The organism is Haloactinospora alba, assembly GCF_006717075.1.
GTDB lineage: Bacteria > Actinomycetota > Actinomycetes > Streptosporangiales > Streptosporangiaceae > Haloactinospora > Haloactinospora alba.
Window position 1 is genome coordinate 557,699 of the sequence record NZ_VFQC01000002.1, and the last position, 26,172, is coordinate 583,870.

At 69.8% G+C, this 26,172-nt stretch carries 23 protein-coding genes and 1 pseudogene; 12 read left to right on the plus strand and 12 right to left on the minus strand.

The window, feature by feature from the left end; translation table 11 throughout:
• The first annotated feature begins 90 nt into the window (after window positions 1-90).
• The 5 genes from FHX37_RS20260 (at window position 91) to FHX37_RS20280 (ending at window position 7,479) form a co-directional block, all read left to right on the plus strand.
• Window positions 91-1,614 carry an aldehyde dehydrogenase family protein gene (locus FHX37_RS20260; RefSeq protein ID WP_211351972.1) on the plus strand — a complete coding sequence of 508 codons (1,524 nt, stop codon included), beginning with the start codon at window positions 91-93 and terminating at the stop codon, window positions 1,612-1,614.
• Window positions 1,615-1,778: 164 nt separating this feature from the next.
• Complete coding sequence (locus FHX37_RS20265) at window positions 1,779-3,329, plus strand: GMC family oxidoreductase (protein WP_141925785.1); 1,551 nt, start codon at window positions 1,779-1,781, stop codon at window positions 3,327-3,329.
• Between the two features lie 88 nt (window positions 3,330-3,417).
• Window positions 3,418-4,575, plus strand: coding sequence for a quaternary amine ABC transporter ATP-binding protein (locus FHX37_RS20270; protein ID WP_141925786.1), 1,158 nt, complete (start codon window positions 3,418-3,420; stop codon window positions 4,573-4,575).
• Between the two features lies 1 nt (window position 4,576).
• The gene (locus FHX37_RS20275) at window positions 4,577-6,496 is read left to right on the plus strand and encodes an ABC transporter permease (protein ID WP_141925787.1); all 1,920 of its coding nucleotides are present in this window, start codon (window positions 4,577-4,579) and stop codon (window positions 6,494-6,496) included.
• 14 nt (window positions 6,497-6,510) lie between these two features.
• Window positions 6,511-7,479 carry a glycine betaine ABC transporter substrate-binding protein gene (locus FHX37_RS20280; protein WP_141925788.1) on the plus strand — a complete coding sequence of 323 codons (969 nt, stop codon included), beginning with the start codon at window positions 6,511-6,513 and terminating at the stop codon, window positions 7,477-7,479.
• A gap of 54 nt (window positions 7,480-7,533) precedes the next feature.
• On the opposite strand, the gene FHX37_RS20285 is transcribed toward FHX37_RS20280, so the two are convergent.
• The 5 genes and pseudogenes from FHX37_RS20285 to FHX37_RS20305 form a co-directional block, all read right to left on the minus strand.
• Window positions 7,534-7,764 carry a hypothetical protein gene (locus FHX37_RS20285; RefSeq protein WP_141925789.1) on the minus strand — a complete coding sequence of 77 codons (231 nt, stop codon included), beginning with the start codon at window positions 7,762-7,764 and terminating at the stop codon, window positions 7,534-7,536.
• Between the two features lie 100 nt (window positions 7,765-7,864).
• Entirely contained in the window at window positions 7,865-8,443 is a 579-nt protein-coding gene (locus tag FHX37_RS20290; RefSeq protein ID WP_141925790.1) for a GNAT family N-acetyltransferase, read from the minus strand.
• A gap of 70 nt (window positions 8,444-8,513) precedes the next feature.
• Window positions 8,514-8,828 carry a GNAT family N-acetyltransferase gene (locus FHX37_RS20295; RefSeq protein WP_141925791.1) on the minus strand — a complete coding sequence of 105 codons (315 nt, stop codon included), beginning with the start codon at window positions 8,826-8,828 and terminating at the stop codon, window positions 8,514-8,516.
• Between the two features lie 149 nt (window positions 8,829-8,977).
• Window positions 8,978-9,855: pseudogene (locus FHX37_RS20300) on the minus strand (IS5 family transposase).
• A gap of 210 nt (window positions 9,856-10,065) precedes the next feature.
• Window positions 10,066-11,490, minus strand: coding sequence for an MFS transporter (locus FHX37_RS20305; protein WP_170181653.1), 1,425 nt, complete (start codon window positions 11,488-11,490; stop codon window positions 10,066-10,068).
• Between the two features lie 154 nt (window positions 11,491-11,644).
• Here FHX37_RS20305 and FHX37_RS20310 point away from each other — a divergent pair, with 154 nt between their 5' ends.
• Window positions 11,645-12,013: a YciI family protein gene (locus FHX37_RS20310; RefSeq protein WP_141925793.1), complete on the plus strand. Its 369-nt coding sequence runs from the start codon at window positions 11,645-11,647 to the stop codon at window positions 12,011-12,013.
• Window positions 12,010-13,248 carry an RNA polymerase sigma factor gene (locus FHX37_RS20315; RefSeq protein WP_141925794.1) on the plus strand — a complete coding sequence of 413 codons (1,239 nt, stop codon included), beginning with the start codon at window positions 12,010-12,012 and terminating at the stop codon, window positions 13,246-13,248. The genes FHX37_RS20310 and FHX37_RS20315 overlap by 4 nt, the downstream gene beginning before the upstream one ends.
• 434 nt (window positions 13,249-13,682) lie before the next feature.
• Here FHX37_RS20315 and purL read toward each other — a convergent pair whose 3' ends face one another.
• The 5 genes from purL to purS form a co-directional block, all read right to left on the minus strand.
• Window positions 13,683-15,971, minus strand: coding sequence for a phosphoribosylformylglycinamidine synthase subunit PurL (gene purL, locus FHX37_RS20320; RefSeq protein WP_141925795.1), 2,289 nt, complete (start codon window positions 15,969-15,971; stop codon window positions 13,683-13,685).
• Window positions 15,972-16,004: 33 nt separating this feature from the next.
• Entirely contained in the window at window positions 16,005-16,493 is a 489-nt protein-coding gene (locus tag FHX37_RS20325; protein WP_141925796.1) for a hypothetical protein, read from the minus strand.
• Window positions 16,494-16,537: 44 nt separating this feature from the next.
• On the minus strand, window positions 16,538-17,248 hold the full coding sequence (purQ, locus tag FHX37_RS20330) for a phosphoribosylformylglycinamidine synthase subunit PurQ (protein ID WP_141925797.1): 711 nt from the start codon (window positions 17,246-17,248) through the stop codon (window positions 16,538-16,540).
• 124 nt (window positions 17,249-17,372) lie between these two features.
• Window positions 17,373-17,813 carry an ATP-binding protein gene (locus FHX37_RS20335; RefSeq protein ID WP_141925798.1) on the minus strand — a complete coding sequence of 147 codons (441 nt, stop codon included), beginning with the start codon at window positions 17,811-17,813 and terminating at the stop codon, window positions 17,373-17,375.
• A gap of 102 nt (window positions 17,814-17,915) precedes the next feature.
• Window positions 17,916-18,158, minus strand: coding sequence for a phosphoribosylformylglycinamidine synthase subunit PurS (gene purS / locus FHX37_RS20340; protein ID WP_141925799.1), 243 nt, complete (start codon window positions 18,156-18,158; stop codon window positions 17,916-17,918).
• A gap of 261 nt (window positions 18,159-18,419) precedes the next feature.
• Between purS and FHX37_RS20345 the strand changes: the two genes are divergently transcribed.
• The 5 genes from FHX37_RS20345 (at window position 18,420) to FHX37_RS20365 (ending at window position 24,774) form a co-directional block, all read left to right on the plus strand.
• Window positions 18,420-19,022 carry a sigma-70 family RNA polymerase sigma factor gene (locus FHX37_RS20345; RefSeq protein ID WP_281288330.1) on the plus strand — a complete coding sequence of 201 codons (603 nt, stop codon included), beginning with the start codon at window positions 18,420-18,422 and terminating at the stop codon, window positions 19,020-19,022.
• A 439-nt stretch (window positions 19,023-19,461) separates the two neighbouring features.
• Complete coding sequence (gene pdhA / locus FHX37_RS20350) at window positions 19,462-20,577, plus strand: pyruvate dehydrogenase (acetyl-transferring) E1 component subunit alpha (RefSeq protein WP_141925800.1); 1,116 nt, start codon at window positions 19,462-19,464, stop codon at window positions 20,575-20,577.
• A gap of 3 nt (window positions 20,578-20,580) precedes the next feature.
• Window positions 20,581-21,558 (plus strand): alpha-ketoacid dehydrogenase subunit beta, encoded by a 978-nt coding sequence (locus FHX37_RS20355; RefSeq protein WP_141925801.1) that lies wholly within the window; start codon window positions 20,581-20,583, stop codon window positions 21,556-21,558.
• Window positions 21,559-21,573: 15 nt separating this feature from the next.
• Window positions 21,574-22,941 (plus strand): dihydrolipoamide acetyltransferase family protein, encoded by a 1,368-nt coding sequence (locus FHX37_RS20360; RefSeq protein WP_141925802.1) that lies wholly within the window; start codon window positions 21,574-21,576, stop codon window positions 22,939-22,941.
• A gap of 225 nt (window positions 22,942-23,166) precedes the next feature.
• Entirely contained in the window at window positions 23,167-24,774 is a 1,608-nt protein-coding gene (locus FHX37_RS20365; RefSeq protein WP_141925803.1) for an OmpA family protein, read from the plus strand.
• A gap of 113 nt (window positions 24,775-24,887) precedes the next feature.
• Here FHX37_RS20365 and FHX37_RS20370 read toward each other — a convergent pair whose 3' ends face one another.
• Entirely contained in the window at window positions 24,888-25,226 is a 339-nt protein-coding gene (locus tag FHX37_RS20370; protein WP_141925804.1) for a DUF4180 domain-containing protein, read from the minus strand.
• A gap of 302 nt (window positions 25,227-25,528) precedes the next feature.
• Window positions 25,529-25,900: a hypothetical protein gene (locus FHX37_RS20375; protein ID WP_141925805.1), complete on the minus strand. Its 372-nt coding sequence runs from the start codon at window positions 25,898-25,900 to the stop codon at window positions 25,529-25,531.
• Window positions 25,901-26,172: the final 272 nt, after the last annotated feature.

Genomic DNA, 26,172 nt, shown 5'->3' on the forward strand with positions numbered 1-26,172 from the left:
GTAGGGGCGGTGCAAGTGGGTAATATCAGAGCGGTAAAGATCCGAAATGGGTAGTTTGTAGCCGAATTTCCTGGGCAGGACCGAGCCGTGATGCAACCCTATGTAACCCTTCCGCGTAAGCAATACCTATCCGAGCCGGGATCAGCCACCGCGGCCAGTCTGTATGTGGACGGTGCTTGGCAGGCCGCCGCCCACGGGGGGACCCGTGACGTCCTCAACCCCTACGACGCCTCCGTCCTCACCGTCGTCAGCGAGGCGGGTGCGGTCGACGCCGAGACCGCCATCTCCGCCGCGCGGCGCGCGTTCGAGGACACCGACTGGGCCCGCCGCAGCGCGGGGGAACGCGGTGAGATCCTGCACCGCATCGCCGAGCTGCTGCGGCGCGACCGTGAGGAACTCGCGGTCATGGAGTCACTGGACACCGGCAAGACCATCGAAGAGGGTCGCATCGACGTCGACGACGTGACCGGGGTGTTCCTGTACTACGCGGGCCTGGCGGACAAGGAGGCGGGCCACATCGTCTCCACGCCCGAGGGGATCTTCAGCCGCGTCGTCTACGAGCCGGTCGGCGTGTGCGCGATGATCACGCCCTGGAACTATCCGCTGCTGCAGCTCTGCTGGAAGGTCGCCCCGGCGATCGCCGCCGGCGACACCATGGTGATCAAACCCAGCGAGATCACCCCGGTGACCACGTGCAAGCTGGTCGAGCTCGCCGCCGAGGCGGGCGTCCCCGACGGCGTGGTGAACCTGGTGCTCGGCACCGGCGCCGAGGTCGGCTCGGCCATGACCACCAGCCCCGACGTGGACCTCGTCTCCTTCACCGGCGGCCTGGCCACCGGCAAGCGGATCATGGCCAACGCCTCCGAGACGGTCAAGAAGGTGGCCCTGGAGCTGGGCGGGAAGAACCCCAACATCGTCTTCGACGACGTCGACCTCGACACCGCCGTGGACTACGCGCTCAACGCCGCCTTCTTCCACTCCGGACAGGTCTGCTCCGCCGGTGCCCGCCTGATCGTGCACGAGGATATCCGCGAGAAGTTCGTGGACGAGCTCGCCCGCCGCGCCGACAACATCACGATCGGCTGCGGCCAGGCCGAGGGGGTGGAGGCCGGCCCGCTGGTCTCCGCCGAACACCGCGCCAAGGTGGAGGCGGCCGTGGCCCGCGGCGTCGAGGAGGGCGCCCGGATCGTCGCCGGCGGCCACCGTCCGCAGGAGCCCGAGCTGGCCAACGGCTACTTCTTCCGCCCCACGGTCTTCGTGGACTGCGACCGCAGCATGGACATCGTGCAGCAGGAAGTGTTCGGTCCCGTGGTCACCGTGGAGACGTTCCGTACCGAGGCCGAGGCGATCGAGCTCGGCAACGACACCGACTACGGGCTCTCCGGAGCGGTGTGGACCAACGACCCCGGGCGGGGCGACCGGGTCGCGGCCGGACTGCGGCACGGCACCGTCTGGATCAACGACTTCGGCCCCTACCTTCCCGGCGCCGAGTGGGGCGGCTTCAAACGCTCCGGCATCGGCCGGGAGCTGGGACACGTGGGCCTGGACGAGTACCGCGAGGCCAAGCACATCTACCGGAACCTGCAGCCCGAACCGCAACGCTGGTTCGCGTGACACCGGGCGGGGGTGTCGGCGTGAGCCGGTCCGCCGACGCCCCCGCGGCGCGCCCCGCCGTCCGCGCGACGGGGCGCGGACGCCTGTTCTGACCGGCGAACCCGTGCTGTGCCGGCGCTGTCCGGGGCGCGGAGACCGGGCTGAGAAACCGAAAGGAGCTGTACGTGTCGTCCGCTGATTCCACCTTCGACTACGTGATCGTCGGTGGGGGAACCGCCGGGTCGGTGCTGGCCAACCGACTCACCGAGGACCCCAACACCAGCGTGTGTGTCATCGAGGGAGGGCCGTCCGACGCCGACCAGGAGCGGGTTCTCAAACTGGGGAACTGGCTGGAGCTGCTGGAGAGCGACCTCGACTACGGCTACACCACCGTGGAACAGCCGCGCGGGAACTCGCACATCGTGCACTCGCGGGCGCGTGTCCTGGGAGGCTGCTCCTCGCACAACACACTGATCAGCTTCCGCCCGTTCCCCCAGGATCTGGACGACTGGGTCGCCGCTGGGGCCGAGGGCTGGGACAACGCCACGGTGCAGTCCTACGCCGACCGCATCAAGTGCAACATCGTCCCGGTGGCGAAGCAGGACCGCAACGCCATCGTCAAGGACTGGATCACCGCCTCCTCGGCGGCGACCGGCGTTCCGGTGGTCGAGGACTTCAACGCCGAGACGTCGCACGGCGGCGGTTTCAGCGACGGCGTGGGCTTCCTGTCGATCTCCTACGACCCCTACACCGGCAACCGCTCCTCCGCCTCGGTGGCCTACCTGCACCCGATCATGGAGCAGCGCGACAACCTGACGCTGTTCCTCGAGACGTGGGCGGACCGGCTGGTGTTCGACGGCGACCGGGCCACCGGCGTCGAGGTGCGGATGTCGTCCGGTGAGCGGCGGACCATCAGCGCCAACCAGGAGGTCCTGCTGTGCGCCGGCGCGATCGACAGTCCGCGGCTGCTGATGCTGTCGGGGGTCGGACCGGCCGAGGAGCTGCGTCAGGTGGGGATCGAGTCCCGCCACGACCTTCCCGGGGTCGGTGAGCACCTGCTCGACCACCCCGAGTCGATCATCATGTGGGAGACGACCGAACCGGTGCCGGAGAACACCGTGATGTCGTCCGACGGCGGGCTGTTCGTCCGGCGGGACACGAGCGACCCGCGGCCGGACCTGATGTTCCACATCTACCAGGTGCCGTTCGACGACAACACGGCCCGGCTCGGCTACGACTCGCCCGGAGAGCGCAACGCGATCTGCATGACGCCGAACATCCCGCGGTCGCGCTCCCGGGGGAAGATGTGGCTGACCAGCTCCGACCCGGACGTGAAGCCGGCGTTGGACTTCCGCTACTTCACCGACCCCGAGGACCACGACGCCACGACGATCGTCGACGGGCTGAGGATCGCCCGCGAGATCGCCGACACCGAACCGTTCAAGTCCTGGATCAGTCGCGAGGTCGCGCCTGGTCCGAACGTGACCACCGACGAGGAGCTCTCGGAGTACGGCCGCCGCGCCGCGCACACCGTGTACCACCCGGCCGGCACCTGCATGATGGGCGCCGCTGACGATCCCGACGCCGTGGTGGACCCGGAACTGAAGGTGCGGGGGCTGTCCGGGCTTCGGGTAGTGGACGCGTCCGTGTTCCCGACGATGCCCTCCCCTAACCCGATGGTCACCGTCCTGACGATCGGCGAACGTGCCGCCGATCTGATTCGCGCCGACCGCTGACCGCGACGGGCAGCGGACACCGGCGTCTCATCCGACAACAGGCCGCCGTCACCGTGGCGGCGGCCGCTTACGAGGAGAGCTAATTTTCATGAACTCCCCCGTACACGACACTGCGGGAGAACCGAGCACCGGGAGCGGCGGGGACCCCAAGATCTCCGTCCGTAACCTGTGGAAGGTCTTCGGCAAGAACGCCGATGCCATCATCGGCAGTGAACACGAGAAGGCCGACCGCGAGGTCGTCCGGCAGAAGACCGGCAACACCATCGCGGTGCGGGACATGTCCTTCGACGTTCACCCCGGCGAGATCTTCGTCGTCATGGGGCTTTCCGGCTCCGGGAAGTCCACTCTGGTGCGGTGCATGACCCGGCTGGTCGAACCGACCAGCGGACAGATGCTGCTGGACAACGAGGATGTGGGCAGCTGCAGCGAACAGCAGCTGCGTGAGATCCGCCGGCGCAAGATGGCCATGGTGTTCCAGCACTTCGGCCTGCTGCCGCACCGCAAGATCATCGACAACGTCGCCTACGGCCTGGAGGTGTGCGGAGTCAACCGGGAGCAGCGCTACGAGCGCGCCCGGGAGATGATCGACATGGTCGGGCTGTCCGGCTACGAGGACTCCCGTCCCGGCCAGCTCAGCGGCGGTATGCAGCAGCGGGTCGGCCTGGCCCGCGCCCTGGCGGTGGACCCCGAGGTGCTGCTGTTCGACGAGCCGTTCAGCGCCCTCGACCCGTTGATCCGCCGGGACATGCAGCAGGAGGTGCTGCGACTGCAGCACGAGCTGCGCAAGACGGCGGTGTTCATCACCCACGACCTGTCCGAGGCGCTCAAACTCGGGGACCGGATCGCCATCATGCGCGACGGCGACCTGGTGCAGATGGGCACCGCCGAGGAACTCGTCGGTCAACCCGCCGACGACTACGTTCGGGACTTCGTCAAGGACGTCAACCGCACCGACGTCCTCACCGTGCGCTGGCTGATGCGCCGCCCCCTCGACAGCGAGTCGCTGGACGGTCCGACTGTCGAGTCGCACACCGTGGTGCGGGACATCGTTTCGACCCTCGCGCGCAGCACCGCGCCCGTCCGGGTGATGGACGGCGACACGGTGCTCGGTGTCGTGGGACGTGACGATGTCCTGCGCGCGATCGCCGAGGACCAGTCGGACGACACCGGCAAACTCGGTACGGACGCCGCCGCCCCCGGCGGCGACTCCGGTGGCCCTGGCGCCGAGCAGACGGTGGGGGCCTGATATGGCCACCACCACCGCACCGGCGCGAACCGCCACCGGATCCGGACCGGTCCGATCCTGGGTGACCAGCCCCTGGGCACAGGCGGGCGTCGTACTGTCCGTCCTCCTGCTCGGCTACGCGGCCGCCCACCTGCCGGCGGGCGTTCCGCAGTGGCTCGACGTGGGGTTGGGCGACTTCTGGAACCGGATCTACGACTGGATCGTCAACAACCGCAACTCCAGCCCGCTGTTCCTCTACGGGTTCAACTACGTGTCGGTGGGACTGGGATCGGCCGTCGTTCTCATCAACCAGGCGCTGACCCTGCTGACCTGGCCGGGCGTCATCGTTCTGGGAACCCTGACCGCCTGGCGCGCCGCGGGCAAACGCGTCGCCCTGTTCGTCCTCGCCAGCTTCGCGGTCGTCGGCTTCACCGGGCTGTGGAGCGAGACGCTGACGACGCTCTCACTGATCATCACCTCGGTGCTGCTGGCGCTCGTCATCGGCATCCCGCTGGGGATCATCGCCGGCCGCAGCGACCGGTTCCATGCCGCGATCCGTCCGGTACTGGACTTCATGCAGATCATGCCGGCGTTCGCCTACCTGATGCCGATGCTGCTGCTGTTCGGTATCGGCAACCCGGCGGCCGCCGTCGCCACCACCGTCTACGCCGCCCCGCCGGCGGTGCGTATCACCGCCCTGGCCATCCGCGGTGTCGACCAGGGGGTGGTGGAGGCCACCACCTCGCTCGGCTCGACCCCGCGCCAGCTGCTGACCAAGGTCCAGCTGCCGCTGGCCAAACGCACCATCCTGCTCGGGGTGAACCAGACCATCATGCTGGCGATGTCCATGGTGGTCATCGCGTCGGTCATCGGTGCGGGCGGTCTCGGTGACGCCATCTACCAGGCGTTGAACAAGGTCAACGTCGGGGAGGCGTTCAGTGCCGGCATCGCGATCGTTCTCATGGCGATCGCGCTCGACCGCGTGACCAACGCCGGCGGGGACGAGAACCGCGGCCCCGACATTCCGGAGAGCCTGCGCAAACCCGTGCTGGGTCTCGGTGTGCTGGTGACCGCGGCCGCGGCGGTTCTCGGCCGGCTCGCGGGCCAGCTCCAGTGGCCCGCCAGCTGGGAGTTCAGCATCGCCGGCCCGGTGAACGCCGTCAACGACGGTCTGCAGAACCTCATCGGCGAGTTCACCGAGAAGCTCGCCTCGCTGATGCTCACCTGGCTGCTGGACCCGCTGACCGCGCTGCTCACCGGTTCGCCCTGGTGGCTGCTCGTGCTCGTCGCCGCGGCCATCGGGTGGGTGGTCGACGGGTGGCGGATGTCCCTCACCGGCGGCCTCACCATCCTCGCCTGCGGCCTTCTGGGCGCGTGGGAAGCGAGCATGGACACCCTGGCGCAGGTGCTGATCGCGGGGGTCGTCACCGTCATCATCGGTTTCCTGGTGGGCATCCTCGCCTCGCGCAGCGACAGGCTCGCGGCCGGGTTGCGCCCGCTGCTGGACGCGATGCAGACCCTGCCGCCGTTCGTCTACCTGATCCCCGCCGTCGCACTGTTCGGTGTGGGCCGCATCCCGGCCCTGGCGGCAGCGGTCATCTACGCGCTTCCGCCGGTGATCCGGCTGGTCAACGACGGCATCCGCGGCTGCTCGCCGGCCGCGATGGAAGCCGCCGCCTCCCAGGGGTCGAGCCGCTGGCAGATGCTCACCAAGGTGCAGCTCCCGCTGGCGAAGTCGTCCCTGCTGCTGGCGGTCAACCAGGGCATCATGATGATCCTCGCCATGGTGGTTATCGGGGCGCTGGTCGGCGCCGGGGCGTTGGGTTACAACGTCGTGTTCGGCATGGCGCAGAACCTGCTCGGCCTGGGGCTCAACGCCGGCCTGGCCATCGTCTGCCTCGGCCTGTTCCTGGACCGGCTCACCCAGAGCGCCGCCAAGTAGGAGAGGAGCGCCCCATGCGCAAGATAGGCAACAGGTCACTGCTCGCGAAGGCGGCGGTCGTGCTGCTCGCACTGCTGGTGACAAGTTCGTGCGCGATGCGTACGACATCCATGCTGCGCGACCCCAACACGGTTCGCATCGCCCTGAACTCCTGGGTGGGTTACGAGGCCGACGCGGCTGTGATCAAACACCTGCTGGAGCAGGAGCTCAACTACGAGGTCCAGCTCATCCAACTCGCCGAACAACCCTCGTGGCAGGCGCTCGACCAGGGCGCCGCCGACGTGATCCTGGAGAACTGGGGCCACGAGGACCTGTTGGAGACCTACGGGCCCGACGGGAACGGGACCGTGCTCGACGGCGGCCCCAACGGCAACATCGGCCACATCGGCTGGTACATGCCGGAGTACCTGGTGGAGGAGTACCCCGACATCAACACACCCGAGGGGTTGCGGGAGCACTCCGACGTCTTCCAGACGCCGGAAAGCGGTGACAAGGGCGAGTTCCTCGCCGGCGCTCCCGGGTTCGTCACCCAGGACCAGGGCATGATCAACCACTACGACCTGCCGTTCGAGATCGTCTACGCGGGGTCGGAAGCCTCCCAGCTCACCGAGGTGCAGAAGCGCTACGAGCGCGAGGAGCCGGTGCTGTTCTACTCCCAGGAGCCGAGCTGGGTCCAGAACCAGCTGGACCTCGTGCGGGTGGAGTTCCCCGAGTGGACCGAGGGGTGCACCGACGATCCCGACGACATCGCCTGCGACTACCCCCGCTACGATCTGAACAAGATCTACCGGACGGGGTTCGCGGAGGAGGACAGCGCGGCCTTCGAACTCATCGACCGGTGGAAGTGGGACAACACGGACCAGAACGCCGTCGCGCAGAAGATCGCCGACGGGAACATGGACCGTGCGGACGCCGCCGCGGAGTGGGTGGAGAACAACCCGGACGTGTGGCAGTCCTGGGTCCCGGAGAGGACCGACAGGTGAGCGGATAGTTCCGCTGCTGCGCGGGGGCGGCCTGGGGCCGCCCCCGCGCGACTCTCAGTCCTCGTAGCGGATGCGCTGGTACACCCAGTACACGTTCAGGCACGCCGCCAGGAAACCGGCGCCGAGGATCACCGCCAGCGGCGCGGAGTCCGCCAGCACGACGGCGAGCACCGCTCCCGCGAGCAGCACCCCGGCCCCGAACACCGCCAGGACGAGCCGGAACCGTAACGCGCTCGCCGGCCTGTCGTGGCTGCCCAGCGGCCCCTTGAGCCGTCCGCGACGCATGGTTCCCTCCCGAGTCCGGCTCCTGTTACCAGGATACGACCACGCCGCGCGCCGCACCGGCGTGTTGCGGGCAGCGCGTTTCCACCGCTCCGGGCGGCGGCTACCGTTCCTCCCCCGGGGAGGCGTCCTCGCCGGCGGGCGGGAGGGTGCGCGCCAGCTCCGTGAACTCCAGATCCGGTCGCTGCGGCACGCCGAACCGCTCGTCCCCGTACGGGAACGGGGCCGTCACTCCGGTTCGCTCGTATCCCCGCCGCTCGTACCACGAGACCAGTTCCTCCCGCTGGCGGATGACGGTCATCCGCATCCGCCGCGCCCGCCACCACCGGACGGCGAGCCGTTCGGCGCGCCGCAGGACGGCCCGGCCCAGGCCCGTCCCCTGCATCGTCGGGCGGACGCACAGCATGCCGAAGTAGGCGTCGCCGTCGCCGGAGCGGCGCAGTTCGCAGCAGGCGGCCAGCTCCCCGCCGGATTCGGCCAGAAGGAGCGTGGTGTCGGGTTTCGCCAGCAGTTCCGCCACCATGTCGGGGTCGGTGCGCTGGCCCCCGAGGAGGTTCGCCTCCGTGGTCCATCCGCCGCGCGAGCTGTTCCCGCGGTAGGCGGAGTTCACGAGGTCGACGACGTGCGGCGTGTCCGCCGCCTGCGCCGCCCGGAACCGCAGCGTTCCGGTGTCGGTGTCCATGCTCACCTCCCACTGCACGACCGCGGGAGAACGGAACGGTCCCGCGCGCTGGTCGGAAGCATAACCGGCCCTAGTCGTGGACCTCGCTCGCCGGGGCGTCGTAGAGGAGGTCCGCGTAGTCGGGGTGGCGGCCGATCCACCCCTTCACGTACGGGCACACCGGTATGACCCTCAGGTTCCGCGCGCGTACGTCGTCCAGCGCGCCGCGGACGAGCCGGCTCCCCAGCCCCCTGCCCGCGAACGGCGACCCGACCTGGGTGTGAGTGAACACCATCACCCCACCGGTGAGGATGTACTCCGCCACCCCGGCGGGTGCGCCGTCGCCGCGGATCTCGTAGCGGTGTTCGTCCGGGTTGTCGGTGACGGTGTAGCCGTCGTCCTCCATCGGTCCATCCCCCCACAGGGCGGCCGCGCGGGCACCGGGTGTTGTCGCTGGTCAGCAGCGTAACTCGGTGCCGCTGTCCGCACGGGCGAACCCGCCCCCGCGGCGCGTGTCGCACGCGGGGGCGACCCGGCTAGGGCCTGTTTGGGAAGTTAGAGCCATTCGTTGATGGCCGCGATCTGGATGGTGGCCTCGTAGCGAAGCGCGAGCTTGTCATAGCGCGTGGCCACCGCCCGGTGCCGTTTGAGCCGGTTGATCCCGCACTCCACCGCGTGACGGGCCCGATAATCGACCTTGTCGAACCCCGGCGGGCGGCCCCCGCGATGCCCGGTGCGTTTGCGGTTGCGCACCCGGTCCGCGGGTTCGGGAATCGTCGCCTTGATCTTGCGTCTGCGCAGGTAGGCACGGATCTCCGTCGAGCTGTAGGCCTTATCCGCGCGCACCCGCACCGGTCGGGTGCGCGCGGGACCGCTCCGCTGGTGTCCGGCCACCCGGATGCCCTCCACCACCGGTGCGAATTGCGGTGCGTCTCCCCGCTGCCCGGCGGTGACCACCACCGACATCGGCTTTTGTCCCTGTTCGCAGGCCAGATGGATCTTCGTGCTCAACCCTCCGCGTGAGCGGCCCAGCCCGTGATCGTCGGGCTCGACCGTTTCGTGATCCCGGCCTTCCCCCTTTCCGCGGCCCCGGCGGCGTGCTGGTGGGCGCGCACCGCGGTGGAGTCCACGTTGATGTCCCAGGTGATCAGCCCCGCCGCGTCGGCCCGCGAGCGCAGGGCGGTCAGGATCCGGGCCCAGGTGCCGTTGCGGGTCCAGCGGCGGAAGAGGTCATAGACGCTTTGCCAGGGGCCGTAGCGTTCGGGCACGTCGCGCCAGGGAGCGCCGACCCGTACCCGCCAGCGGATGCCGTTGATCAGTTGGCGTTTGGAGCGTGAGGGTGGGCGGCCGGCGGCGGGGGTGGGCAGGAGTGGTTCGAGCAGCGCCCATTGGGCGTCGGTGAGGTCACCGCGTGCGGGGCCGGGTAGGGTCACAGTGAAGCCTTCGGTGGGTGTGGTCTTCTTGGTCGTTGACTCGTCTACCGAAGGCTTCGCTTATGTGCGGGGTGACACGCCTGGTGTGACCGGATCGGTGCGTTTTCCCCTGATCGCACCAATTACCAAACAGGCCCTAGGAGCGGTGTCCAGGCACGTTGGTCGGGCCGACGCGACGTGTCGGCCCGAAAGCCGCCAAGGGCCGTCCCCTCAGCGGGAGATTGTCCGTTCGCGGCGCCGTGCGGTGAGAGTCGCACGCGCGGCGAGGCAGGCGCAGAACAGCAGGATGCCCGCGCTGACCGAACCGACGATGTGGAGCGAACCGGTGAGTGTTCCGCTTCCTGCGGCGATCCCTTCCGAGGCGACCCGTCCGATGGTCCCGAGGAGGGCGATTCCGGCGGCTGAGCCCACGTGGTTGCCGGTTTCGGCGAGCGCGGCGGCGCGGGCGGCTGATTCCGGCGGCGCCGCGGAGACGAGACGGTGTGTTCCGAACGCGAAGAGGGGGCCGCAGCCGAGCCCGGTGAGCGTGTAGGAGAGGACCAGGGGAAGCAGCGGGTGGGACTCACCCACCAGGACCAGGAGGGCTTCGCTTCCGGCCGAGACCGCGAGTCCCGCGGGTATCAGGATGTCGGCTGGGATGGTGGGGGAAAGACGTGCGGCGATCTGGGTGCCGACGGCGACGCCGATTCCCATGGGCACGAATGCGACAGCGGCAGCCAGGGGCGTCAGCCCGGCGTCGGACTGGAGGTACTGGGTGGCCCAGAACCCGGTCCCGGCGAGCACGACGCCGGCGAGGATGAGCGCGGTGAGGGTGCTGGCCACGGCAGGCGTGGCCAGGATCCGGAGGTCGAGAAGCGGTGAGGCGGTGGTGAGCTGTCGGCGAACGAACCAGGCCCCGATGACGAGGGCTCCCGCGCCCGCGGCAACCGCCATCGTGACGGGAGACCCATGAGCGGGGAGACCGGTCTTGATCAGGAGGAAGGTGCAGGCGAGCGCGGCGACGAGGAGTCCGGCACTGAGGCCGTCGACGTGTTGGGCGCTGGCCGGGTCCACGTGTTCGGGCAGTAGTCTCGGGCCGAGCGTCAGTACGGCGAGGCTGACGGGGACGGCGAGTAGGAACACCGACCCCCACCACCACTGGTGAAGCATGATGCCGCCGATCACGGGCCCGAAGGACGCGAAGGCGAACTGGGTAGTGGCCCACGCCGCGATAGCCCGGCCGCGTTTCGACTCTTCGGGGAATAACTCGGTGATCAGCGCGAGTGTGGACGGCATCAGTGTGGCGCCAGCGACCGCCTGCAGAACCCGAGCCGCGATGAGGGCCGTCGAGCTGGGCGCGAACGCGGCCAGCAGCGAGGCGAGCAGGAACCCGGTCGACCCGAGGAACAACAGCCGGCGACGTCCGAAGCGGTCGCCCACGGCGCCGGCCACCACGGCGAGCACGCCCACCACCAAGCCGTAGACATCGGTGATCCACAACTGCTCTGCCGCGTTCACCCGGAGGTCGGTCGTGAGCTCGGGAAGCGCAAGGAAGAGGACGTTGAGATCCACGGCGACCACGGCGGTCGGCAAGAGGAGCAGGGTCAGCCCGCGCCATGGACGAGTCAGCGGGTCGTGGTGGTGAGCGGTGTTCACAGCGTGTCTCATGCCTGGTGGTCGTCGCCGGTCACCGATTCTCGACAGACAGGGGGAGACTTGTTGCGAACCCGGTTGTCGTGTGTGCCGATCCGGTGACGACCACGGGGTACGACGGCAAACCGACGTCGTACCGAGCCCCCGGGAGGAAAACGTGAAGTACCTGATCCTGATGCATGTCGACCCGGACGTCCTGGAGCAGCTCCCTCCGGAGCAGGGCAAGCGGATCCAGGAGGGTCACGCGGCATTCATGGCGGAGACGAAGGAGCGGGGTGAGTTCGCCGGGACCCAGGCGCTGGCCGACCCGTGCCAGACCAAGGTCGTGCGGTCGGTCGACGGGAGCCAGCAGACCAGCGACGGTCCGTTCGTGGAGGCCAAGGAATACCTCGGCGGGTTCTACGTCATCGACGTGGAGGACGAGGAGCGCGCTCTGGAACTCGCGAAACTGATCCCGGACACGCGGATCGACGGGCTCGCGGTGGAGCTGCGGCCCGTGATGTTCAGCGACTTCGGAGACCTGTGACACCCGGAAGCGACGAGGGCGAGGGCCTGCTGCGTGAACTGGCGCCGCAGGTCCTCGCTCGCCTCGTGCGCACGTATGGCACCGACCAGTTCGACCTGTGCGAGGACGCGGTCCAAGACGCGCTCCTGGCAGCACACCGCCAGTGGCAGTCGGCCGTGCCCTCGGACCCGCTCGGCTGGCTCGTGACCACTGCCCGTCGCCGCTACGTTGACCGGATCCGTTCCGATTCGAGGCGTCGCGAGCGCGAGACCCGCGAGGCTGTCCTGACCGAGCCGCTGGCGCATGTCGGCGCCGATCCGTCCCTCGCGGGCGACAGTCTCCTTTTGCTCCAGCTCTGCTGCCATCCGGCCCTTCCCCGTACCGGCCAGGTCGCTCTCGCCCTCCGCGCGGTCGCGGGTCTGAGCACGGCGCAGATCGCGAACGTCCACCAGCTTCCCGAACCCACAGTGGCGCAACGCATCACCCGCGCCAAGCGCCGTCTCGCCGAACTCGACAGCGCGCTGCCGCGTCCCCGCGACGCCGCCGAGCGGCTCGGTCCGGTACTCGACGTTCTCTACGCCATGCTCACCGAGGCGCACCACACCACCTCGGGCGCACCGGCCCGGGACACCGACCTCGCCGCCGAAGCCGTGCACCTGGCACGGTTGCTGCACGAGGCGCTCCCCACCGACTCCGAGGTCGCCGGACTCCTCGCGCTCATGCTGCTCACCGAGTCGCGGGGCCCGGCGCGCCAAGCCCCCGACGGCTCACTGATTCCGCTCGACGAGCAGGACCGGCGCATGTGGGACCACGCACGGGCGGACGAAGGTCTCGCACTGGTCGCGGCAGCAGCGCCCGGAGCAGCGCCGGGTCCCTTCCTGCTGCAGGCATGCATCGCCGCCCTGCATGCCGAGGCTCCCGACACCGCGTCCACCGACTGGAGCGAGATCCTCGCGCTCTACGACGTGCTTGACGTCGTGACGGGACGCAACAACCCCACAGTTGCGTTGAACAGGATCATCGCGGTAGCGCAAGTACACGGTGATGCCAGCGCGCTCGACGCGCTGCACCAGCTCTCGGCCCACCATCCGCGGTTGTCCCGGATCGACGCCGTGCGAGCCCATCTCCTGGAACGCCTCGGCCGCACCGGCGACGCCGCCGACGCATACCGCGAGGCCGCACGCGCAACGCGCAACCTCGCCGAGCGGCAGTACCTGCAGAACCGTCTCCGAGCCCTCACCCGGCCTGACCCGTAGCCGCGTCCCACACCATTCACACCGACGCCGCTCCGCCCGTAACGTTCGGTTCGACTGCGCACGGCGCACTGTTCCGCCGCGGGGCCGACCGGCCCACCGGCGATTCGATCCGCCGCTGCGAGCACGATCGGCCCGGAGACCTGATCCACATCGGCGTCAAGGAGTCCGGCGAGACTCCCGACGGCGGTCGGCGGCGCCACGTAGGGCGTCAACAAGGTGGCAGGAACCGCATACCGACCGCGGCACCAACGGGGAAACCGCGCAGCGGGCGCGGGAACCGACACGCTTCCCGCGCCGTGATCGACGAGCTCGCGGGTCGCCTACCTCGAAGCCCGCCATGACGAGACCACGTCTAGGACCACCACAGGCCCCGCCCAGCGGTCGGGAGGGGCGCGCACCCCTCTCCGGGTTGGACAACTCCCGGGACAGCCCAGTCAGGCCACACCGACGAGGTCGGGCAGGGTTCCGGCGTGGGTGGCCCGCAGCTCGTCCAGCTCGATCGCGAACCCGCCGCCGGGGTGGGAGACCCGCAGCGCGGAGCCGCCGGTGGAGCCGACCGCTTCGACCGGGACACCGTGGCGGGAGCAGAGCTCGGTGAACTCCGCCTCGGCCCGCGGGTCCACCGCGACGACGGCACGTCCCGCCGACTCGCTGAACAGGGAGACGAAGGGGTCCGTCACCTCCACGGAGCACCCCGTGCCGCCGCGCAGCGCCGACTCCGCGAGCGCCACCGCGAGCCCGCCGTCCGACAGGTCGTGCGCGGCCAGGGCGAGCCCCCGTTCGGCGGTTTCGGCCAGCACGGCACCGAGCGCGGCCTCCGCGTCCAGGTCCACCCGCGGCGGGTGGCCCCCGAGGTGGCCGTGGACCACGCTGGCCCACACGGACCCGCCCAGCTCTGCCGCGGTCTCGCCCAGCAGCAGGAGGCGCGCCCCGGACGTGTCGAACGCCGACGTCAGCCGGTTGTTGACGTCGCTGATCACCCCGAGTACCCCGACCACCGGGGTGGGATTGATCGCCGTGTCCCCGGTCTGGTTGTAGAAACTCACGTTGCCCCCGGTGACCGGGGTTCCGAGGTGCTGGCACGCGTCGGCGAGTCCCCGGGTGGACTCGGCGAACTGCCACATCACGCCGGGGTCCTCCGGCGAGCCGTAGTTGAGGCAGTTGGTGACGGCGAGCGGTCGCGCCCCGGTCGCGGCGACGTTGCGGTAGGCCTCGGCGTAGGCGGCCTGTGTCCCGGTGTAGGGGTCGAGGCGGGTGTAGCGGCCGTTCCCGTCGGTCGCCAGGGAGATGCCGCGGTCGCTGTCGTCGGACACCCGCACCACACCGCCGTCGTGCGGCGCCGCCAGCACCGTGTTCCCCAGCACGTAGCGGTCGTACTGCTGGGTCACCCAGGTGGGGTCGCACACCCCGGGCGCGGCGAGGACGCGCAGCACCTGCTCGCGCAGCCCCTCGTCGGTGGTGGGCCGTTCCAGCCGCTCGGGCGTGTCCGCCTGCAGCCCGTCCTGGTCCTGCGGGCGGGAGTAGGGGCGCTGGTAGACCGGCCCCTCGTCGGAGGCGGTGCGCGGCGGCATGTCCACGATCGTCTCGCCGTGCCAGGTCATGACCAGGCGTCCGCCGCGTTCGGCCTCCTCACTGGTGACGTCGGTGACGTCGCCGATGACGGTGGCGAGGATGTTCCACTTGCGGCAGGTCTCCTGGAACGCGTCGAGCTTGTCCGGCTCGACGACGGCCATCATGCGCTCCTGGGACTCGCTCATCAGGATCTCTTCGGGGGTGAGCCGCGGGTCTCGCAGCGGCACCCGGTCCAGCTCGACGCGCATCCCGCCGGTGCCGCCCGCGGCCAGCTCGGTGGTGGAGCAGGAGACACCGGCGGCTCCCAGGTCCTGGATGCCGACGACGAGGTCGTTGCGGAACAGTTCCAGGCTGCACTCCACCAGCAGCTTCTCCAGGAACGGGTCGCCCACCTGGACGCTGGGGCGCTTCGCGCCGCTCTCGGCGTCGAAGGAGGCGCTGGCGAGCACGGACGCGCCGCCGATGCCGTCGGGGCCGGTGGGCGCGCCGAAGAGGACGACCTTGTTGCCCGGCCCGGATGCCTGGGCGAGCTTGATGTCGTCGCGGTCCAGCACACCGACGCACATCGCGTTCACCAGCGGGTTGCGGGCGTAGCCGGGGTCGAACCCGAGTTCCCCGCCGATGTTGGGCAGGCCCAGGCAGTTCCCGTAGGAGGAGATGCCGGAGACGACGCCGGGCAGCACCCGCAGGGTGTCCTCCTCCTCGGCGGGGCCGAACCGCAGCGCGTCCATGACCGCCACCGGCCGGGCCCCCATGGTCAGGATGTCGCGGACGATGCCGCCCACGCCGGTGGCGGCGCCCTGGTGCGGCTCCACGTAGGAGGGGTGGTTGTGCGACTCGAGCTTGAACGTCACCGCGTTGCCGTCGCCCACGTCGACGACGCCCGCGTTCTCGCCCATCCCCACCAGCAGCGCGTCGCTGTCCGGGGCTTTCTCACCGAACTGGCGCAGGTGGGCCTTGGAGCTCTTGTAGGAGCAGTGTTCGCTCCACATGACCGAGTAGATGGCGAGTTCGGCCGCGGTGGGGCGGCGCCCGAGGATCTCGCGCACGCGCGCGTACTCGTCCTCAGCCATACCGAGCTCGGCGTAGGGCTGCTGCGTGGCCGGTGTCGCGGCGGCCGCTGCGACGGTGTCGGTCTGCGTGTCGGGCATGGGCGGGTTCCGTTCTCGGTTCCGTGGTCGTGCCTAGGAGGGCGGTTGGGCGTGGGTGAGCATCAGTCCTGCCGTGGTGTCCGGCCCGTAGGGGTCGGTGCTGCCTTTCAGCAGGACGGATCCGTTGGTCAGGTACGTCTGCTCGGTGGGGACGTCGTCGGGGTCGTCCTCCCCCTGCGGCAGGGTCTGGCCCCATCCCTTGTCGAGCAGGTGGTCGTAGACGGTGTCGACGGCCTCCTCGGAGTCGAGGTCCTCGGCGGCGATCCCGACGAGGCGGTAGCACTCGCCGCCCTCGCACTGCTGGCCGAGGTCCGTGTAGGAGGCGTCACCGGGCGCCTCGCCGATCTCGGACATCTCCGGGGCCGGGGCAGGGGGCTGCTGGGAGCCCTCGGGGGCGGGGCTCTTCGGTGCCGGCGCGCTCGACATGGTGAACAGGCCGACCGCGCCGGTGGCCACCATGCCCACCGTGACGAGCGCGGCTAGGACGTACATGGTCATGCGCGAACGCAGCAGCGCCATCATGGAGTGTCTCTCCCGTTCGGTCCGCCGGGGTCGGTTCCCACGCCCTAGCGCGCCCCCGCCGCGGTGCCGGCGGGGACGGCCCCGCCGGCGCGTGCGACGAGCGAGGTGAGGAACCCTCTCCCGTCGACCGATGGCCCGGTGAGGGCGGCGGTGGCGTGTTCCGGGTGGGGCATCACGCCGACGACGTTGCCGTGCTCGTTGGTGACGCCCGCGATGCCGCGGTGGGCGCCGTTGGGGGAGCCGCCGACGTAGCGGAGCACCACCCGGCCGTCGCGTTCCAGGGTGTCGAGGGTCTCCGGCGCCGCGACGTAGTTGCCCTCGTTGCTCTTCAGCGGGAGGAGCAGCTCCTGGCCGGTGTGGTACTGGCCGGTCCAGGCGGTGTCGGTGGTCTCGACCCGGACGCGCTGGTCGCGGCAGATGAAGTGCTGGTTGGCGTTGCGGGTCAGGGCTCCCGGCAGCAGGTGGCTCTCGCACAGGATCTGGAAACCGTTGCAGATCCCCAGCACTGGAAGGCGGCCGGACTCCGCGGCGGGAACCAGCTCGGACATCACCGGTGCGAACCGGGCGATGGCGCCGCAGCGCAGGTAGTCCCCGTAGGAGAAGCCGCCCGGGAGGACGACGGCGTCCACACCGTGGAGGTCGGCGTCGTCGTGCCACAGGGGGACGGGTTCGGCGCCGCAGATGCGGATGGCACGTGCCGCGTCCCTGTCGTCCAGGGAGCCGGGGAACGTGACGACGCCCACGCGGGCTGTCATGGGTACTCTCCGAAAAGTCGTCGCACGGATGGCTCGCGTGCGCTGGTGGCCATCGCGACCAGCGCCTCCACTGCCGAGGCTACCCGCTGGCCCGGCCGCTGGGTGCGGTGGGCCTCCGCGGTGGTCAGTGCGTTGCCGGGGCCAGGTCGGGGCGGCCGTCGGCGGGGGCGCCCGGGCACAGGTGCTTACGCAGCAGCACCGTGATCGCACCGGGGGAGGTGTCGCGGAACGTCACCTCGTCGACCAGGCTCCGCATCAGGGCGATCCCGCGGCCGGACTCCGCGTCCAGGTCCGGCGCCGGGATGTGGGCGGGGGCGAACTCCGGGCCGGCGTGGGTCACCGACAGCAGGCAGGAGCCGTCGTACAGGTGGGCGGTCACCTCGTAGGTGGCGGCGGGGGCGCCGTGGTCGATGACGTTGGTGCAGGCTTCGGATGCGGCGAGAAGAATGGTGAATGTGCATTCCTCGGTAATTCCGTTCACCCGGAGGACTTCCCCGAGGAATTCGCGCATGACCGGAACCGTGTACGCGGCCCGAGGAAGCGCGATCGCGAAACTCGCCTCCATCGGAATCCCCCCTGAATATCCTGCCGCATTTCCTAGCTTTCCCGGTGGGGTTGCTGTGAAACAGGAGGCGAGAGGTGATGTTGGCGCGATTGGGGAGCGGGGTCACTCCACCCGTACCTCGAAGTCCTCGATGACGGGATTCGCGAGCAGTGTGCCCGCCATATTCCGAATCTCCTCGAGGCGCTCCTCGTCGGGCTCGCCCTCCACGTCCACCTCGAAGCGCTTTCCCTGCCGGACCCCGTTGATCCCCGCGAACCCCAGGCGGCCGCACGCGCCCGTGATCGCCTCGCCCTGCGGGTCCAGGATCTCCGGTTTGAGCATGACATCAACGACGACGCGGGCCACGGGTCTCCTCCATTTTGTCGTGCGGGTGCTTCGCTGCCGGGCCGGCCTGCCGACACCGGCAGGCAGCACGCAGCGTACGGCACTGGCGTCGCCGGGCAGGAATCGACAGCCGCGGCGGAGGGGTTTCGGGACCCGCAGACGGCCGCTGGCGGGGCTTGTCGGCGCCCGTGACACGTATCACCCGGTTGACTGTCATCATGGCAGGGCGTTATATGCGTCTAACAGGACGGTAACGATGAACAGTCGTCCCGAGGGGGAGATGTGACGACCGTCGAACGCGAGCGAACCACCGACGGGGAGGAGACCTCGAACGGCATGGACTTCGCCACGGCCGTGACCCCGTACGCCGACCAGCTTTACCCCACGGCGCTGCGTATGACCCGCAACTCGGCCGATGCCGAGGACCTGGTCCAGGAGACCTTCGCCAAGGCGTTCGCGAATTTCCACCAGTTCCGCGCCGGAACGAACCTTCGGGCCTGGCTGTACCGGATCCTGACCAACACCTTCATCAACGGCTACCGCAAGAAGCAGCGTGAGCCGCGTCAGGACTCGACGGACGAGATCAAGGACTGGCAGCTCGCCGCTGTCGAGGGGCACACCTCCACCGGCCTCCGTTCCGCGGAGTCCGAGGTGCTGGAGCACCTGCCCGACGCCAACATCCGGCGGGCGCTGGCCGAGCTCCCCAGCGACTTCCAGCTCGTGGTCTACCTGATCGACGTCGAGGGCTACCCCTACAAGGACGTGGCCGCCCGTATGGGAACCCCGCTGGGAACGGTCATGTCCCGCCTGCACCGCGCGCGGCGCCAGCTGCGCGGCATGCTCACCGACTACGCCAGGGAGCGCGGCATCGAAGCCGCCGCCTGAGCTCCCGTCCCGGTCGTAGCGACCGGTCGCTGCTCCTCCCGCGCCGTGCCTTCCGGGAGGCAGTCCCCCACCCGCGCCCCGGCGCGGTGCTCCGTCCGGCACACCCCGCACCTCACTCTCCGTGACGACGTTCGCGTGGACGGTGCCGGGCGGCCCCCGAGGGGGAAACCGTCCGCCACCCGGTTCGTTGGACGGCCGATTTTTTATTTGGTCGTCCTTGCAATTGGTAGGAAATCCTGGTAGTTGCGCTTTCGGTTTTCTCGGGGACCATGGATGAGGCAGGCGAAAGGTGCCGCTGGGATCTTGCGCCGCCCGCGGTGAGTTCTGTCACGATATCGGTAGGGCTGTCCGTGCACCTGTTACCGCGGGTGAACGGACAGAGGTCCGGCCGGTTGGCGGTACCCCGCGTGATCGGCCCCGAGAACCCGAGGAGCGACAGGTGTCGGACAACACCGCGCAGGCGGAACCGGAGCTTATCCAGCTCCTGACCCCCGACGGAGAACTGAGACAACATCCCGACTATCCGCTGGAGATCGACGCGCAGCAGCTGCGCGAGCTCTACCGCGACCTCGTCCTGGTGCGCCGCATCGACACCGAGGCCGTGGCGCTGCAACGCCAGGGCGAACTCGGCCTGTGGGCGTCCCTGCTGGGACAGGAGGCGGCGCAGGTGGGTTCGGGCCGCGCGCTGCACCCCAACGACGTGGCCTTCCCCTCCTACCGGGAGCACGGTGTGGCCTGGTGCTTCGGAATCGACCCCGTCCAACTGCTCGGGGTGTTCCGCGGCGTCACGAACGGCGGGTGGGACCCCAACGAGCACGGCCTCCAGCTCTACACGATCGTCATCGGAAGCCAGACGCTGCACGCCACCGGCTACGCCATGGGAGTGCAGCGCGACGGCGCGCTCGGCGAGGACGGCACGGCCGTCATCAGCTACTTCGGTGACGGCGCCACCAGCCAGGGAGACACCAGCGAAGCGTTCAACTTCGCGGCGGTGAACAACGCCCCCGTCGTGTTCTTCTGCCAGAACAACCAGTGGGCCATCTCCGAACCGCTGGAACGCCAGTCCCGCGTGCCGCTGTGCCAGCGCGCCTCAGGCTTCGGTTTCCCCGGTGTGCGCATCGACGGCAACGACGTCCTCGCCTCGCTCGCGGTCACCCGCGCCGCGCTGCGCAACGCCCGCGAGGGGCAGGGACCGATGCTGATCGAGGCGTTCACCTACCGCATGGGCGCGCACACCACGAACGACGACCCCACCCGCTACCGCGCCTCGGCCGAGCTGGAGGAGTGGCAGAACAAGGACCCCATCAGCCGACTGCGCACCTACCTCGTCAACGAGCAGATCGCCGACGACGCCTTCCTCTCCGAGGTGGAGGCGGAGGCGGACCAGCTCGGAGAGCGTCTGCGCACCCAGTGCCGGCAACTGCCCGACCCCGAGCCGCTGGACATCTTCCACGAGGTCTACGCGGAACCCAACAGCCACATCGACCGCCAACGCGCGGATTTCGCCGACTACCTCGCCTCGTTCGAGGATGTCGGAACGGAAGGGGTCCGGTAACGCATGAGCACCACACTCACCATCGGCAAAGCGATCAACGCGGGGCTGCGCCGCGCGATGGAGACCGACCCCAGTGTCCTCATCATGGGCGAGGACGTCGGGAAACTCGGCGGGGTCTTCCGGGTCACCGACGAGCTGTACAAGGACTTCGGGGCCGGCCGGGTCATCGACACCCCGCTGGCGGAGTCCGGCATCGTCGGCACCGCCATCGGGCTGGCCATGCGCGGTTACCGCCCGGTCTGCGAGATCCAGTTCGACGGGTTCTTCTTCCCCGCCACGAACCAGACCTTCGCGCAGCTCGCCAAGATGCGCCGGCGTTCGGCGGGCAACGTGACCCTCCCGGTCGTGCTGCGCATCCCCTACGGCGGCGGTATCGGCGCGGTGGAGCACCACAGCGAGTCGCCCGAGGCCTACTTCGCCCACACCGCGGGACTGCGGGTGGCCACGGTCGCCAACCCGGTCGACGCCTACTGGATGGTCCAGCAGGCCATCACCTCCGACGACCCCGTGGTGTTCCTGGAGCCGAAACGGCGTTACTACGACAAGGCCGAGGTGGACACCGACGCCGCGGCGCCGGAGACCGGCATGGACACCGCGCGCGTCGCGCGCCAGGGCCGCGACGTCACGATCGTGGCCTACGGCCCCATGGTGAAGACGGCCCTCCAGGCCGCCGAGGCCGACACGGAACGTTCCATCGAGGTGGTCGACCTCCGCTCCCTGTCGCCGATCGACTACGACACCGTGGCGGAGTCCGTCCGCCGGACCGGGCGCCTGGTCGTGACGCACGAGGCGCCGGTCAACCACGGGCTGGGGGCGGAGATCGCCGCCCAGGTCACCGAGAACTGCTTCTACCACCTGGAGGCGCCCGTGGTTCGGGTGGGCGGGTTCGACACCCCCTACCCCCAGTCCCGGCTCGAGGAGCACTACCTGCCCGACCTCGACCGGGTGCTCGACGGTGTCGACCGCGCGTTCGCGTACTAAGGGAGCCAGGCGACGATGGAACGACAAGAACAGGGTGTACAGGAGTTCCGGCTCCCCGACGTCGGTGAGGGACTCGTCGAGGCGGAGCTCCTGCGGTGGTACGTCCAACCGGGGGACGAGGTAGCGGTCAACCAGACGATCTGCGAGGTGGAGACCGCCAAGGCCGCCGTGGAGCTGCCCAGCCCGTACGCGGGAACGGTGCGCGCGCTGCTGGCCGAGGAGGGAAGCACGGTCGAGGTCGGCTCCCCGATCATCACCGTCGACGACGGCAGCGGCGGCGCGGGCGGGCAGCAGTCCGGCGGCGGGCAGGAGGCCGAGGAGAAACCGCTCGTGGGCTACGGGCAGAAAGCCGCCAGTACCCAGCGCCGCCCGCGCCGCAACCGCGCGTCCGCCGCGGCCGGTTCTCCCCCCGCGGAAGCGCCCGCGGCGGCCGCTGAGCCACCCCGGAAGGAGTCCTCCGGCGCCGGCGCACCGAACGGCTCCTCCGGGCGCGCCCTGGCGAAGCCGCCCGTGCGTAAGCTCGCCAAGGACCTGGGGGTGGACCTCTCCTCGGTCACTCCCACCGGGTCGGGCGGGATCGTCACCCGGGAGGACGTCCAACGGGCGAGCGCCCCCGCCGCCGAGACTGCGCCTCCCGCCGAAACCGCGGCGCCGGCCGGCGCGGCCGGCGGGGACACGTCCCGGGAGGAGCGCATCCCGGTCAAGGGTGTGCGGAAACGCACAGCGGCGGCCATGGTGGACAGCGCGTTCACCGCCCCTCACGTGACCGAGTTCCTGCAGGTCGACGTGACCCGGACCGTGGAGGCCGTGGAGAAGCTGCGCGAGCGTTCGGAGTTCGCCGACGTCAAGGTGTCGCCCCTGCTGCTCGTGGCCAAGGCGCTGCTGACGGCGGTGCGCCGGCACCCCGGGGTCAACGCCTCGTGGGACGAGCAGGCCCAGGAGATCGTGGTCAAGCACTACGTGAACCTGGGTGTGGCGGCGGCCACCGAACGCGGCCTCGTGGTTCCCAACATCAAGGAGGCGCAGACCAAACCGCTCCCGGACCTGGCGCGGGAACTGGGGGAACTCACCGAGGCGGCCCGTGCGGGCACGCTCTCCCCGTCCGACATGAGCAACGGCACGATCACCGTCACCAACGTCGGTGTGTTCGGGGTGGACGCCGGAACCCCGATCCTCAACCCGGGGGAGGCCGCGATCCTGGCGTTCGGCCAGATCCGGGAGATGCCGTGGGTGCACGACGGCCAGCTCACGGTCCGCAAGGTCACGACCCTGTCGCTGTCCTTCGACCACCGCATGGTGGACGGGGAGCTCGGTTCGAAGGTGCTGCGCGACGTCGGCGCCGTGCTGGAGGATCCCGAGACGACCTCACTGGCCTGGGGGTAGTGCCCTCCGGTTGACGGGAACGCGTCCTCCCGCGCGCCGCTCCGGCGCCGTCGGGGACGGGCAGCGCCCGTCGCACGGGCCCCGAGCCTGCGGCCCGGCCGGGCGCGCGTGCCGCCGCCGCGGTACGCGCGTTCCGGCCGTGGCCGGATCCGGCCACACGGGAACGCCTTCAGGAGACCGTCCGTCAGGGGGACAATGGCGGCGATCGACGATCGGAGTCCCCCAGTGGTACGGAAAACGCCTTTGGCTCTGGCCTCGTCGCTGGTGTCGGGAAGCCTCCTGCTCAGCGGCTGCGGCTTGGTCCAGGACCTCGAGAAACCCGGCGAGGACGGGGAGTCCCCCTCTCCCGAGAGCCCCGAACCGGAACCGGTGGAGGAGGACTTCCCCTACACCAAGACGGGGCGCGTGTTCCTGGACACCGGACAGGACACGGAACTGGAACTGTCGATCACCGGTTTGGAACGCACCCCCGAGCACACGGTGCTGCATTACGAGGCGAGCTACAAGGACCAGCTGCGGGGCAGCAACACGCGGATGTCCACCCCGCCCACGCTGGTGGACCCGGTGAACGGCCGGGTTTACAACCAGTACATCGACGAGGACGGCGTTACGTCCTACGGCTCGCACGGCCCGAAAGACTCGGGGAGGTTTCCCGTCCATGAGGGGGTCGCCAACGAGTACCGGGTGTACTTCCCCCGCATCCCCGAGGACGTGCGGCAGGTGACCTTCGTCGGACGCGGGATGGGCGCGATGACTGGTATCCCGATCCAGGATGTGGAGGAGGAGAAACCCACGCCGGATCCCAATGGAGACGAGTACGTGAGAACGGAACCCCCCGACGGGACCAACCTCACGTTCGAGGTCCGGCGGCCCGACAGTGAGGCCCAGGCGGTCGACGTGGACCTGGAGAGCTTCGTCGACTCCGACCTCGCCTCCACCACGCGGGACGGCGACCAGGAGACGATGGCGCTGCACTCCGACGTCATGTTCGAGTTCGACGAGTCCACTCTCACCGGCGAGGCGGAGGAGGTCGTCACCAAGGCCGCGGCGTCGCTGGAGCGCAACATCGACCCGGAATCCTCCGAGATCACCGTCATCGGCCACACCGACGGCAAGGGCAGCGACTCCTACAACGACGAGCTCTCCGAGGAGCGCGCCGAGACCGTCCGGGACCTGCTGAGGGAGGAGCTCGGCGAGGACTACGCCTTCGACGTCGAGGGCCGCGGCAGTGAGGAACCCGTCGCCGAGGAAGGAGGGCCGGACGACGAGGAGGCGCGTGCCCGCAACCGGCGGGTGGAGTTCTCCTACGAGGTGGACCGGGACTCGCCGGGACAGGACAGCGGGAACGGCGACCAGGAGGACTCCCTCGGCGCGGCCGAACGCAACGTCTCCGAACCGGCACCCTTCGACCCGGAACTGGGCGAGGTGACGGCGAGCGAGACCGAGGACGACGTCCGGCTGGACGTGTACCCGCTGCGCAGGGACGGCGCCTACGTCATCGGGACCGTGGAGCTGACCAACACCTCCGACGAGCCGACCGAGCTCGAGTTCGACAGCGAGGAGGCCCGGATCCCGGGCGGGCCCGACCAGTTCGAGAAGGGCACCCTGGGCGGGTTCCAGCTGTTGGAGCCCGACAGTGACCTGGTTCGCTACGTGGCCCAGATGAAGTCGGCCGACGGGAAGTACGCGAGCCTCGCCGAGGAGGTTCACGAGCTGCAGCCGGGCGAGCCCTACCAGCTCATCGCGATGTTCCCGGCGCCGCCGGGGGATGTCGAGGAGTTGGACATGCGGGCCGGCCCGTTCGGTGAGTTGGAGGGCATAGCGCTGGAGTGACGTCTGGGCGCGCTTCGGCCTCTCGGGCTCCGCGGCGCCGCCCGCGGGGCCCTCTCCGGGCCGGGCCGGGCGCACTGTCCCCAACGGGGCGGCGAGCCCTCCGGATCCAGGCGCTACCGCAGCCTCTCGGCGAGTTCGTCCGGCGTGGCCGCGAACCACACCTGCCTGCCGCGGTTCGCCTCGCGCACGAAGTCACGCAGCGCCTGGCTCCCGGCGAGGTAGCGGCTGATGTCGCCGACGATCACGAGACGTATCCCGTAGTTCGCGAATCTCTGGACGATCTCGCCGGCCAGGCCGGAACCCAGCGAGAAGAAGTCCTCACAGACCCGATCCACGGGGACGGCCGCCACATCGGCCCCACTCCCCATCGCCTCACCGATCAGGTCGAGCGCGGTGCGTTCTTCGTACAACGCGGGGGAGGCGGCGCTGGCCGTGAAAACAGGGGAACTCATGCCGTGGCCATACAGGCCGCTCCGACGGCGCGTGTGCTTCCCCCGACAGCTTCGGGTGGCGCCGGGCCGGGTGAGCCTGTCAACGGCGGTGTGGACGCGGTGGAGACGTTCGGCGGCACAGCGCCGGGCCACGTGTCGGGCCCGTTCGTCGCCGACCGTGCGCTGGTCCGGGGCACGTGGAGCGCCGAGGGCCTCCCGGACTACTTCCTCCGGGGGTGGCCCCGGTCGGCCCACACCCCTGTCGGAGGCCCTTTGCCGTTGTCACACCACTGCTGGGGCGCGGCCCCTGGTGTCCGGTACGTCTAGGCAGCGGCGAGCTGCGCGCTGTGGTGCACCTCGGGCTCGAAGGGGTGCCAACGCGAAAAAGGCCGCAGCATGGCTGCGGCACCGGCGGGATCGTTGGCGGGGTGGGTGATGGTGTCCCCGAGGAAATCGTTCCAGATGAACTTGCCGTCACGACACCACACGTTGATACCTCGCATGATCGAGATGACCGCGAGGTCGGTGTTGCCCGCCCGGTACATCGGTCGGGCGGCGACGGCTGCCAGCTCTTCCCACAAGGCTGTGATCGCTCGCTCGGCGCAGAAGGCGTGCCGCGGCCGGTGCTTGGCCCGGTTCGCCAGTGCCGACTTCGCGCGGTCGGCTCTGGGGTTGTTCAACCGCCAGTGACTCAAGAACGTCTCCTCAGTGGTCGGAACCGCGGAGAGGCGCCTCAGCGGGGTGCGGCGCGTCCGCGGCGGAACCGCGGGCCCCAGTACGTTCCGGTGCCGCCGAAGTTGGTCAGGGGCGGACCGGCTGGTGCCTTGTGGTCCCAACAAAGAGCGCGACCAACGACAGGGTCGTTACCTCGCAGTTATTCTTTGCGTCCCGGATCGTAGCAGTAGCCCACCCCTAGGGGTCGACCCTGACGTGTGTGACCCATGTCACAACAACTGGTTCCGGGGGG

Excerpts from the sequence above, each read along its gene's own strand:
- FHX37_RS20260 (WP_211351972.1), top strand. The coding sequence starts at position 91 with ATGCAACCCTATGTAACCCTTCCGCGTAAGCAATACCTATCCGAGCCG.
- FHX37_RS20270 (WP_141925786.1), top strand. The coding sequence starts at position 3,418 with ATGAACTCCCCCGTACACGACACTGCGGGAGAACCGAGCACCGGGAGC.
- FHX37_RS20275 (WP_141925787.1), top strand. The coding sequence starts at position 4,577 with ATGGCCACCACCACCGCACCGGCGCGAACCGCCACCGGATCCGGACCG.
- FHX37_RS20280 (WP_141925788.1), top strand. The coding sequence starts at position 6,511 with ATGCGCAAGATAGGCAACAGGTCACTGCTCGCGAAGGCGGCGGTCGTG.
- FHX37_RS20285 (WP_141925789.1), bottom strand. The coding sequence starts at position 7,764 with ATGCGTCGCGGACGGCTCAAGGGGCCGCTGGGCAGCCACGACAGGCCG.
- FHX37_RS20290 (WP_141925790.1), bottom strand. The coding sequence starts at position 8,443 with ATGGACACCGACACCGGAACGCTGCGGTTCCGGGCGGCGCAGGCGGCG.
- FHX37_RS20295 (WP_141925791.1), bottom strand. The coding sequence starts at position 8,828 with ATGGAGGACGACGGCTACACCGTCACCGACAACCCGGACGAACACCGC.
- purL (WP_141925795.1), bottom strand. The coding sequence starts at position 15,971 with ATGCCCGACACGCAGACCGACACCGTCGCAGCGGCCGCCGCGACACCG.
- FHX37_RS20325 (WP_141925796.1), bottom strand. The coding sequence starts at position 16,493 with ATGATGGCGCTGCTGCGTTCGCGCATGACCATGTACGTCCTAGCCGCG.
- purQ (WP_141925797.1), bottom strand. The coding sequence starts at position 17,248 with ATGACAGCCCGCGTGGGCGTCGTCACGTTCCCCGGCTCCCTGGACGAC.
- FHX37_RS20335 (WP_141925798.1), bottom strand. The coding sequence starts at position 17,813 with ATGGAGGCGAGTTTCGCGATCGCGCTTCCTCGGGCCGCGTACACGGTT.
- FHX37_RS20355 (WP_141925801.1), top strand. The coding sequence starts at position 20,581 with ATGAGCACCACACTCACCATCGGCAAAGCGATCAACGCGGGGCTGCGC.
- FHX37_RS20360 (WP_141925802.1), top strand. The coding sequence starts at position 21,574 with ATGGAACGACAAGAACAGGGTGTACAGGAGTTCCGGCTCCCCGACGTC.
- FHX37_RS20370 (WP_141925804.1), bottom strand. The coding sequence starts at position 25,226 with ATGAGTTCCCCTGTTTTCACGGCCAGCGCCGCCTCCCCCGCGTTGTAC.